This window comes from Bacillus cereus (assembly GCF_025917685.1).
Classification (GTDB): Bacteria; Bacillota; Bacilli; order Bacillales; family Bacillaceae_G; genus Bacillus_A; species Bacillus_A cereus_AT.
Genome location: NZ_CP089518.1, coordinates 1160112 through 1171576 on the forward strand (window position 1 = coordinate 1160112; position 11465 = coordinate 1171576).

Consider the following 11465-nt stretch of genomic DNA (forward strand, 5'->3'; position numbering starts at 1 on the left):
TCCCATATACATAAATGAGGAGCTATTTGTTTCAAGGGGAAAGGGTTGGTGGTATGAAACGCGTGCTAATTGTGGGTGCACTTACGTTTGTAGGTTATCACCTTGTGAATAAAATGATTGCAGAAGAAGTAGAAGTATATGGTCTTGATTTTGATGAATTTGATAGTATGACAAAAATTAATGAAGAGAAATTATTGTTGATTGGGCGAAATGCGTTATTTACGTACTATTCCATAAGGGATGAAGACGGATGGCGATCGGTAGAGGAAGAGAGTTTCGATACAGTTTATTTTTGTTTGTATGAGCCGAATCAGCAAAGTGGCTTTCGGAATGAAAGAGTCATATTACAATATTTAAAACGAATCGTAAGAATGTGTGAAAAAAATAAAGTAAAGTTAAATCTAATTTCTTCTATTGAAATAGGAAGCGCTGAAGAATCCGAAAACAAACGCCTGTTTTCGAAAGTGGAAGAAGGATTGAAAAAAGGAGAATTACAATATAGTGCATATCGAGTTCCTACAGTATATGGGCCATGGCAACCGTCGTTTATGATGTATCATCAGCTCATTTTATCAGAACTCGATGAAAAAGAGTGCCATTGTATAAGTGGAGAAAAAGGAAGGGATTTACTTTACGTTGAAGATGTATGTGAATACTTATGGGAAAATGGAATGAATGTAAAGCACCTCGGTATATATAATTTACTTAGTGGAAAAGAAGCATTATGGGAAAAAGGTATGAGCCTTTTACATGCAGATGGTAAGGTAAACAAAAAAGATGAGCATATAAGAAATGAAGCGGTAGAGATTGTTTCTCTTAAAAGAAATACGCCGTTAGAATTTGGTTTAAATAAACAATTGGCACATATGAAAAAATATAAAGAGTTATACGAAGGGTAGTGCACGTGTTACACTATTGTATGGACTATAAATTTAAATTTTTATTGGAGAGGAAGAGCATATATGAACGAAAAAAGCATGCAATTTTTACAAATCGCAATGAAGCATTTACCAGAAGCTAAGGCAATTTTAGATGATAATGGAATTGCACTTGATATGGAGAAAGCACAGCCTGTGTTAGAGCTATTGATGAAAGTAATGAGCGAAGCATATGAGCTTGGGAAAGCTGATAAAGAATAAAAAAACCTTCTTTTTTGAGAGGGAAAGAGGCTCAAGCCGTATGTAGAAGCGGTAAGGGCCTTTTTTTGTTTCGAGCGAGGTAAGGCCAGAGCGGTGATGAGGAGAAGGTCTTAGTTTTGAAGGGGAACTGATAAAGAATTAACCCGTCTTTTGGAGGGGAGGAGGCTCAAGCTGTGAGTAGAAGCGGTAAGGGCCTTTTTGTTTTGAGCGAAGTAAGGATAAGGTGATGGAATAATTTGTATTTCGAAATGGCAGGGATTTTTCTGTTTCTTTTAATGAAAAATAAAGTTGGTAATACGCCGTCTTTATTTTTTAGCTGAAATATATTCTAGACAAAAGTACATTTATGTTTTAAAATTAGTACCAAGTCATAATAATTGATATAAAACGGAGGGCTGCGATGTGAACGTGGGCATTTTAGGGATCGGAAGATATGTGCCAGAAAAAGTAGTCACAAATCACGATTTAGAGAAAATCGTAGATACATCTGATGAATGGATTCGTACGAGAACGGGAATTGCAGAAAGACGCATTGCCGATGATACAATAGATACTTCATATATGGCGGTAGAGGCTTCTAAAAAAGCACTTGAAGATGCAGGAATTAGCGGAGAGGATATCGATCTTATTTTAGTCGCAACAGTAACGCCGGATCGCGCATTCCCAGCAGTAGCTTGTGTAATCCAGGAAGCAATTGGCGCAAAACATGCAGCTGCAATGGATTTAAGTGCAGCGTGTGCTGGCTTTATGTACGGAATGATTACAGCGCAGCAATTTATTCAAACGGGAACTTATAAAAATGTATTAGTAGTTGGTAGTGACAAACTATCCAAAATTGTAGATTGGAATGACCGAAATACAGCAGTACTATTTGGGGACGGAGCAGGTGCTATCGTAATGGGAGCTGTTTCGGAAGGAAAAGGTGTACTTTCATTCGAATTAGGAGCGGACGGAAGTGGTGGTAAGCATCTTTATCAAGACGAGTATGTTATGATGAATGGCAGAGAAGTCTTTAAATTTGCCGTTCGTCAACTTGGTGATTCTTGTCTTCGTGTGTTAGAAAAAGCAGGACTTACGAAAGAGGATGTGGACTTCTTAGTACCACATCAAGCGAATATTCGTATTATGGAATCTGCAAGAGAGAGATTAAATTTACCGAAAGAAAAAATGAGTATGACAATTGAAAAGTTCGGTAATACATCAGCCTCTTCAATTCCAATTGCGATGGTAGAGGAATTGCAAAATGGACGTATTCAAGACGGTGATTTAATTATACTTGTTGGTTTTGGCGGCGGATTAACATGGGGAGCAGTCGCTCTTCGTTGGGGTAAATAAGGACTGAGAGAAAAAAAGGAGTGTATTTTGTATGGAAAAAAAGAGGGTCGTAATTACAGGATTAGGAGCTGTTACACCGATCGGAACAGATGTTGAAACAGCGTGGGAAAACATTAAAAAGGGTGTATCTGGAATCGGACGACTTACAAGAATTGATCCAGAAATGTTTCCAGCAAAAGTAGCAGCAGAAATTAACGACTTTGAAGTCGAGAAATATATTGATAAAAAAGAAGCGCGCCGTATGGATCGCTTTACACAATATGCAGTAGCAGCAGCGAAAATGGCAGTTGCGGATGCGAACCTTGAAATTACAGAAGAAAACGGACCCCGAATTGGTGTGTGGATTGGTTCTGGTATTGGCGGTATGGAAACATACGAAGAACAATTTAAGATTTTTACTGAAAAAGGTCCGCGCCGCGTGAGTCCATTCTTCGTACCAATGATGATTCCAGATATGGCAGCAGGTCAAGTATCAATCGCTACAGGAGCAAAAGGAATTAACACTTGTTCTGTAACGGCTTGTGCATCTGGTGCAAACTCAATTGGTGATGCATTTAAAGCAATTCAGCGTGGTGATGCTGATGCGATGATAACGGGCGGAGCAGAAGCACCGTTAACAAGTATGGCATTTGCTGGATTTAGTTCAGCGAAAGCATTAACATTTAATGAAGATCCAGCGACGGCTTGCCGTCCGTTCGATAAAAACCGTAGCGGTTTCGTAATGGGTGAAGGATCAGGAATTCTTATTCTTGAAGAATTAGAGCACGCGTTAGCACGTGGTGCCCATATTTATGCGGAAATTGCTGGTTATGGTGCAACGGGTGATGCGTTCCATATTACAATGCCTGCTCCTGGCGGTGAAGGCGGAGTGCGTGCAATGCGTCAAGCTTTAGCTGATGCAGGTCTAGAGCCAGAAGATATTGATTACATTAATGCGCATGGTACAAGTACAGATGCGAATGAAAAGTATGAAACGATGGCAATTAAAGAAACTTTCGGCGAGCATGCATATAAAGTAGCGATTAGCTCAACGAAATCAATGACAGGTCACTTATTAGGAGCAGCGGGTGCTGTTGAGGCGATCTTCTCTATTAAAACAATTACAGACGGAGTGATTCCTCCGACAATTAACTATGAAACGCCAGATCCAGATTGTGATTTAGATTACGTACCAAATAAAGCGAGACATCAAGAAGTAAACGCGGTATTAAGTAATTCATTAGGATTCGGTGGTCATAACGCAGTATTAGTATTTAAATCGTATAAATAATAGATGAAATAAGGTGTTTTTTCGTAACAAACTACGAAAAAACACCTTATTTATTTTTACGCTCTTTCCTTTTTTCGCATATACATAAAAAAAGGAGGGATGAAGATGGGGGTTGTTGATACGGCAAAATGGCTACACCTGTATTATGGACGCCCAGAAAAACTTTGTGAGAAATTTACAAAGTATATTCCATTGCCAAAAGAGAGGTTGTATCGCTTTTTAATCTCTAGAGGTATGTATCGCCCGGTAATGCGGGGTGAGCAGGAAATTAAAGAATTAGAGAAAAAAGAAATTTGGAAAGAACTTAGCATGGAGTATGAAAAATTAAAAAGTTGGCTAAAAGGTCCAGATGTTCCTATCTTTATTTTATTATCAGATTCATATAATCGAACGGTACAAGAAGAGTATAACGGGAAGGCTGGTTTATCTATGCGTCACGTTATTTTCTTATTCGTATGTGGACGTAATTCAGTAGAGGAACTAAAAGCTTTATTAACGCATGAATATCACCATATATGTAGATTGCATCAAATTGAGACGAAAGAAAAAGAGTATACATTACTTGATACGATGATTATGGAAGGCTTAGCTGAGCAAGCTGTATATGAAAGGTATACAGAAAAAAGATGCGCACCGTGGACTACTTACATTTCAAAAGAAGATGCTATTTATTATTGGAGAAATTCAATACAAGAACGAATAGATGTAAAGAGAGGTACGAGGGAGCATGATGTTTTATTAAATGGACTGCACCCGTATCCGAAAATGCTTGGCTATGCACTTGGATTCCATATTGTAAAAGATTGCGTAGCTTTTGAAGGAGAAGATACACTTTCTTTATTATCTATAGATGCGAAAGAAATATTGAATAAAGCAAATACATTTCACGTTTCGTAAAAAAACAGGAGAGCTATCTCTTGTTTTTTTATATATTATAGAAGAAAAAATAATAATTAGAATATATTTCCTCAAGTGGAATAAAGTTAAGCAAAAATGAACATAATGATTGGTACAAACAGTAGTGAAGTGAGGGGTAGAGAATGTTATATCTACATGATGTATGGGTAAATTGGTTTGAAGGTGAAGAGAATGGGTATAACGTTTGTCATTTTTACGAGTGGCGGAAAGATGATACGATTGAGCTATTAGATCAAGTGCCATTATTAAAAGTAGATTCCACATTATATCATTACATCGAGAACGAATTGTTAGAGCTTCCGCAAAAGTTATTGGAAGACGTACATCATAAGGCTTATATTCGTAAAAATCACGAACGTTTGCAACAAGAATATTGTTTTGTAGTTACAGATGGAAAAGGAATTATTGCGATTGATTCAATCGGCTATAATGTGCCAATTAGAAAAAGTAGGCTTATACCTCGTCAAGAGCAGATGGTATATGAGATGGTAGAAAATGTGCAAGCAGAAAAGTATGAGTTCCAGGTAGAAGAAATTGAAAAAGAACATCATATTTTATCACCATCGCCTTTCATTATGAATGGCTTGACTCGTAAAGAAAGACAGCTAAAACAATTATTATTTATGGCGTTAGATCAATTACATACAACGAAAAATCCAGCTGAAATTCGCTACTGGTTCACAGAGTGGGATCCATCAGCATACGGAATGGTTCAACATATGGAATTTGAAGATATTTGGGCTAAACTTTATGATGAAGCGAAAACTGGATGGTCTGAGAAACACGAACAATTATGTGAGCGTCTTGTAAAAGGACAGCCGTTTTTTGAAAAGCTATGGGAAATGGAAAATGAGCAGAAGGTAAATTAAAAAAACCGCCGATTGGCGGTTTTTTTTTTGGAGTTGGCAAGAATGTTCGGTGGCTTCGCGCCTTCCTGCGAGGCAAGAAGCGCCTCTGCGTCAGGAGCTCCATCCCCCTCACATTCTAAGCGAGCCGCCTCCGCTTTATAAGTTACCTACGTTTTCTGCTTAGTCCCATTGCGTTTTCTACTTTGCGTAGTTGTTTGAATGCGACGCGGTTTGCTTTTTCTGCACCTTTGTCTAGAATTTCGTCTAGTTCTGGGGAGCTGATTAGTTCGTTATATTTGTCTTGGATTGGGCGAACTGCTTCTACGACTACTTGCGCTAGGTCGCCTTTGAAGTCGCCGTATCCTTTTCCTTCGTACATTGCTTCTATTTCTTCAACTGTTTTTCCAGAGAATGAAGAATAGATTGTTAATAAGTTAGAGATACCAGGTTTATTTTCTTTATCGAATTTCACGATACCTTCAGAGTCAGTTACAGCACTTTTAATTTTCTTTTCAATTGTTTTCGGTTCATCAAGCATACTGATCATTGATTTTGGATTTGGATCAGATTTACTCATTTTTTTCGTAGGTTCTGTTAATGACATAACGCGAGCTCCTACTTTTGGAATGCGAATTTCAGGAACTGTGAACACTTCACGGAAACGTTTGTTGAAACGCTCTGCTAGATCACGTGTTAATTCCATATGTTGTTTTTGATCATCACCAACAGGTACGATTTCAGTGTTGTAAAGTAAAATATCAGCAGCCATTAATGGTGGATACGTAAGTAATCCAGCCGGAACTGAATCTCTACCAGAAGCTTTATCTTTATATTGTGTCATACGCTCCAATTCTCCAACGTAAGCAACTGATTGCATGATCCATCCTAGTTGAGCGTGTGCGGGTACTTCTGACTGTACAAATAAAGTAGCTTTTTCAGGATCGATGCCGCATGCAACATATAGTGCAGCAAGACTGCGGATGTTTTTACGAAGTTGTACGGGATCTTGAGGTACTGTAATCGCATGTTGGTTTACAATGCAGAAATAACAGTCGTGTTCGTTTTGAAGCTCTGTAAATTGCTTCATAGCTCCTAAATAGTTACCAAGTGTAATTGTTCCACTTGGCTGAATACCAGAAAAGATAACTGACATAAGTAATTCCTCCTAAATTTGAATGTGTGATAGGGAAGAGAAGGCATACAAAAAAGCCCATTCATCCCAAATTACATAGGGACGAATGGACCGCGGTACCACCCTAATTATTTCACCATTGTGAAATCTCTCAGATCCATAATAACGTCTGGATATAACGCCAAAGCCTACTACTCACGGTTCGGTTTGGTGCTCAAAAGCCCATTCCATATTGCACAATTACTTGTTCACACCAGCCACAAGCTCTCTGAAATTGCCTCAATATGTACTCTTCTTTATCATCGCATACATATAAATTTATTTATTGTTAACTGAGCCCTTTTAATATGAAAGAACTAAAGTTTTATAACAAAATGTTTTGCTGATTATTATATCATATGGAATAGTGTTTGCAAACTACATCAAAATAGTAAAGCTAATGAGAGTCGAGAACAGACCAAGTACGATACCAGTAATACAAATCGGATACGTCCATTTGAATGAATATGTTTTATAAATACGTTCTTTTTTATCGGTAGGTTCCTCTGCTTCTTCAATTAAAGAGTCAATTTTTTTGTTCGTACCAAATACTCTTTGGAATGCGTAAATTGTTACGTTAAAAAATCCATTTTGAAATATGTATAAAAAACCACCTATAAGAATAAAAACCAATGAGATATAGAATGAGATGTTGACAAAATTCAACAAAAACCGAGATGAAACGAGGAATGCGCCAACACTAGAAGCGATTATCGCTACGAAAAATAGTATACAAGTATGAAAAAAAACTTTATTCAAAATATTCCCCTCCGTCAAAATATTACTAGAATTATTATACTATAAAAGTTATAATAAGTAATATAAATAATTTTTTGAAAATTATATGCAATTAAAGTGTTAATTGCAAGATGATGGTAGCAATGTTAACGTATTCCTTTACAAAAAAATAAAAAAATAAATAATTTATTAAAAATTTTAACAAAAAAACAAAAAACTATATTCACAATCGTCATATTATATGTATAATGAAAATTGTAGAAACTTGGAGATTATTCTTTCAATTCTACTTTTTTACAAGTGAGGGTACAGGAAGTGCAATTAGGGGAGGCAATACAACATGAAGAAAAAGATACCGTTATTAATTGCATCAACGTTGACAGTGAGTATGTTAGGAGCTTGTAGTTATCAAAAAGAAGATAACAAAGCAGGTGCAAAAGAAAAATCCTCAAATAAGCAAGTGTTAAACCTAACTGAAACAGCTGAGATTCCAACAATGGATACGACGTTATCAACGGATGCAGCATCTTCTAACATCATGAATAATACAATGGAAGGATTATATCGTCTGGGGAAAGATGATAAACTCGTTCCAGGTGTCGCTAAATCCTATGAGAAATCAGAGGATGGTAAAAAGTATGTATTTAAATTACGTGAAGATGCGAAATGGTCTAACGGTGAGCCTGTAACAGCGAAAGACTTCGTTTATTCTTGGAGAAGAGCTGTAGATTCAAATACGGGTGCCAAGTTTGCTTACATACTATTTGATGTTAAAAATGCGGAGAAAGTTAACAAAAAAGAGTTACCAGTGGAAGAACTGGGTGTAAAGGCCATTGATGATCACACACTTGAAGTGGAATTAGACAACCCTGTTCCTTATTTTGTAAGTTTAACAGTCTATCCAACATTTTATCCTTTGAATGAGAAGTTTGTAAAAGAACAAGGAGATAAATTCGGATTAGAATCCAATACGACACTTTACAATGGACCATTCGTTTTAAATGAATGGAAGCATGAACAAAGTTTCAAATTGACGAAGAATCCGACGTATTGGGAAAATAAAGTAGTAAAACTTGAGGAAGTAAACTTCAATATTGTTAAGGATCGTTCAACGGCTATAAATTTATATGAAACAAAAGCAATTGATCGTGTAGTATTAACATCAGAGTTTGTAGATAAATACAAATCAGATGCTGATTTTAAAACAATTAAGAGACCATCTACACAATTCATTCGCTTAAATGAAAAAAATAAGTTTTTAGCAAATAAAAATATCCGAAAAGCAATTGCGATGTCCTTTGAACGTGAAAATATCGGAAAAGTTATTTTAAACGATGGTTCAGAAGGAATGTATGGTTTTGTTCCGAAAGGTTTGGCAAAAGGACCTAACGGAAAAGACTTCCGTGAAGAGAACGGAAAGCTTATAAAAGAGGATGTTAAAGAAGCTCAAAAATATTGGGAAGCTGGTAAAAAAGAACTTGGTGTAGACAAAGTAGAGTTAGAGTTATTAAACTTTGATACTGATGATGCTAAAAAAATCGGAGAGTATTTAAAAGGACAATTCGAAAAGAACTTACCAGGTTTAACAGTTTCAACAAAAATGCAGCCATTTGCACAAAAATTAAAACTTGAAGCAAGTGGAGATTATGCGATGTCATATGCGGGATGGAGTCCAGATTATATGGATCCAATGTCATTCCTTGAAATGTATACAACAGGTAATTCGCAAAATAAAGTGAATTACGCAAATCCAGCTTATGATGAACTAATTAAGAAAGCCAAAACAGAAGTAGATGTACAAGCTCGCTGGGATGCTCTATTAAAAGCAGAACAACAACTGCTTGAGGATGCAGCGATTGCTCCAGTATATCAACCTGGAAAGGCATATTTACAACGTAGTTCAATTACTGGCCTATTAGAGCATAAATATGGCGGAGAATTTAGCTATAAGTGGGTTGAACTCAAAAACTAAAAATGGTTTCCATCATGAATAAGGGTATATGCCTATGATGGGCATATGCTCTTATTTTAAAAAAATAAAAGTAAGAATATTTTAAACTATCTTATTGCTTTTGAGAAAAACGGGGAGGTGCTTGACTATGGGACGTTATGTATTAAAACGTTTCGTGTACATGGCTTTGACATTATTTTTAATTACTACACTGACTTTCTTTTTGATGAAATTACTTCCGGGTTCTCCGCTTAAAAATCAGGAGAAGTTATCACCGGCACAAAAAGAAATCATTCTTGAAAAATATGGTTTAAATGATCCAGTACCAGTTCAATATGCACGTTACTTAGGTAACTTAGCAAAAGGTGATTTAGGGGTATCATTCCAATATGATAACCGCCCAGTAACAGATATGATTGTGGACCGCATTGGACCATCAGCACAACTTGGTTTACAAGCGATTATATTAGGAACGTTTATCGGATTAATTTTAGGAATCGTTGCGGCACTTCGTAACAATACATGGGTCGATTATGGGGCGACAATAATTTCCGTACTCGGTATGTCGGTACCATCGTTCGTATTTGCCGCATTACTACAATATTTCGTAGGGGTAAAACTTGGTTGGTTCCCAGTAGCATTCTGGAAAGGACCAGAGTTTACAGTAATGCCTACAATTGCTTTATCGATGGCAGTTATCGCAACAATCGCACGTTTCGCTCGTGCAGAGTTAATTGAAGTTATGCAAGCCGACTACATTTTAACAGCGAAAGCAAAAGGAATTAGCCAAGGCGTTATCATTATCAAGCATGCACTTCGTAACGCGTTAATTCCAGTTGTAACAATTTTAGGACCAATGGTTGCCGGATTAATTACAGGGACACTAGTTATTGAGCAAATTTACGCTGTACCTGGACTTGGGGAACAATTCGTTAAATCGATTACAGTGAATGACTATACAGTTATTATGGGAACTACAATTTTCTATAGTGCGATCTTCATCTTAGTTATTTTCATTGTCGATATTTTATACGGAATTATTGATCCTCGTATTCGTTTAGCGGGAGGGAAAAAATGATGAAAGATGTACAAAAATTATCTCCAGATTTATTTCAACCAGCCAATCAAAGTAATGTTGATAATGAAGTCATTGCCCGTCCAAGCTTAACGTTTTGGCAAGATGTAAGAAGACGTTTGTTCCAACATAAAGGTGCAATGTTTGGTTTCGTATTATTAATGCTTATTGTACTACTAGCAATTATAGGACCGATGGTAAGTAAGCATTCTTATAAAGAGCAGGATTTAGGTCGTGCGAAAATGCCACCAAAAATTCCAGTGATTGAAAATATTCATTGGCTACCATTTGACGGTACAGATCAATATGGTGTTGACCAATATGAAAAACGTGATATTAAAGAGTACTTCTGGTTTGGTACAGATGATCTTGGCCGTGATTTATGGACAAGAACATGGGAAGGTACACGCGTATCATTATATATCGCTCTTTTAGCAGCAGCAATTGATTTAGTAATTGGGGTTGCATACGGAGGTATTTCAGCATTCTACGGCGGTAGAGTAGATAACATTATGCAACGTATTATGGAGATTATTAACGGTATTCCATATTTAATCATCGTTATTTTAATGGTAATCATTATGGGATCAGGTATATGGTCGATTACACTTGCGATGGCAATTACAGGTTGGATAGGGATGTCGCGTATCGTTCGTGGACAAATCCTAAAATTAAAAAACCAAGAATACGTATTAGCATCTCGTACATTAGGAGCAACGAATACACAATTAATTGTGAAACACTTAATACCGAACGTAATGGGACCAATTATCGTAATGACAATGTTTACAATTCCAACAGCGGTGTTTGGTGAAGCATTCTTAAGCTTCATTGGTTTAGGTATTCAGCCACCATTCGCATCACTTGGATCTCTTGTAAATGACGGTTATAAATCAATTCAAACGTATCCACATATGATGTTCATCCCAGCGGTTGTCATCAGTATGTTAATCTTAGCATTTAACTTAATGGCAGACGGATTACGCGACGCGTTAGATCCAAAAATGCGTAAGTAAAAGA

General features: G+C 36.8%; 11 protein-coding genes and 1 other annotated feature. Of the genes, 9 read left to right on the plus strand and 2 right to left on the minus strand.

All coding sequences use genetic code 11. From position 1 onward, the window contains the following. The first annotated feature begins 26 nt into the window (after nt 1-26). The 6 genes from LUS72_RS05945 (at nt 27) to LUS72_RS05970 (ending at nt 5531) form a co-directional block, all read left to right on the plus strand. Entirely contained in the window at nt 27-899 is an 873-nt protein-coding gene (locus LUS72_RS05945) for an NAD-dependent epimerase/dehydratase family protein (RefSeq protein ID WP_141533311.1), read from the plus strand. A gap of 63 nt (nt 900-962) precedes the next feature. Beyond that, on the plus strand, nt 963-1139 hold the full coding sequence (locus tag LUS72_RS05950; RefSeq protein WP_001003336.1) for a ComZ family protein: 177 nt from the start codon (nt 963-965) through the stop codon (nt 1137-1139). Nucleotides 1140-1541: 402 nt separating this feature from the next. Then, nucleotides 1542-2474, plus strand: coding sequence for a beta-ketoacyl-ACP synthase III (gene fabH / locus LUS72_RS05955; RefSeq protein WP_001100550.1), 933 nt, complete (start codon nt 1542-1544; stop codon nt 2472-2474). 31 nt (nt 2475-2505) lie between these two features. Beyond that, nucleotides 2506-3744, plus strand: coding sequence for a beta-ketoacyl-ACP synthase II (gene fabF / locus LUS72_RS05960; protein ID WP_071744630.1), 1239 nt, complete (start codon nt 2506-2508; stop codon nt 3742-3744). A 105-nt stretch (nt 3745-3849) separates the two neighbouring features. Continuing rightward, nucleotides 3850-4641, plus strand: coding sequence for a DUF2268 domain-containing putative Zn-dependent protease (locus tag LUS72_RS05965; protein WP_097830026.1), 792 nt, complete (start codon nt 3850-3852; stop codon nt 4639-4641). 143 nt (nt 4642-4784) lie between these two features. After that, nucleotides 4785-5531, plus strand: a complete 747-nt coding sequence (locus LUS72_RS05970; protein WP_000966130.1) for a YjbA family protein — start codon at nt 4785-4787, stop codon at nt 5529-5531. Nucleotides 5532-5673: 142 nt separating this feature from the next. Here LUS72_RS05970 and trpS read toward each other — a convergent pair whose 3' ends face one another. Both trpS and LUS72_RS05980 read right to left on the minus strand, forming a co-directional pair. Then, nucleotides 5674-6663, minus strand: a complete 990-nt coding sequence (trpS, locus tag LUS72_RS05975; protein ID WP_097830027.1) for a tryptophan--tRNA ligase — start codon at nt 6661-6663, stop codon at nt 5674-5676. Nucleotides 6664-6737: 74 nt separating this feature from the next. Next, nucleotides 6738-6954 (minus strand) — a binding site (T-box leader). A gap of 105 nt (nt 6955-7059) precedes the next feature. Further along, entirely contained in the window at nt 7060-7440 is a 381-nt protein-coding gene (locus tag LUS72_RS05980; RefSeq protein ID WP_097830028.1) for a DUF3899 domain-containing protein, read from the minus strand. 319 nt (nt 7441-7759) lie between these two features. Between LUS72_RS05980 and LUS72_RS05985 the strand changes: the two genes are divergently transcribed. From LUS72_RS05985 to opp3C, 3 genes are all read left to right on the plus strand, one after another. Further along, nucleotides 7760-9391, plus strand: a complete 1632-nt coding sequence (locus LUS72_RS05985) for a peptide ABC transporter substrate-binding protein (RefSeq protein ID WP_097830029.1) — start codon at nt 7760-7762, stop codon at nt 9389-9391. A 127-nt stretch (nt 9392-9518) separates the two neighbouring features. Further along, nucleotides 9519-10448, plus strand: a complete 930-nt coding sequence (gene opp3b, locus LUS72_RS05990; RefSeq protein ID WP_000534165.1) for an oligopeptide ABC transporter permease — start codon at nt 9519-9521, stop codon at nt 10446-10448. Continuing rightward, nucleotides 10445-11461: an oligopeptide ABC transporter permease gene (opp3C, locus tag LUS72_RS05995; protein WP_000974094.1), complete on the plus strand. Its 1017-nt coding sequence runs from the start codon at nt 10445-10447 to the stop codon at nt 11459-11461. The genes opp3b and opp3C overlap by 4 nt, the downstream gene beginning before the upstream one ends. The last annotated feature ends 4 nt before the right edge of the window (nt 11462-11465 follow it).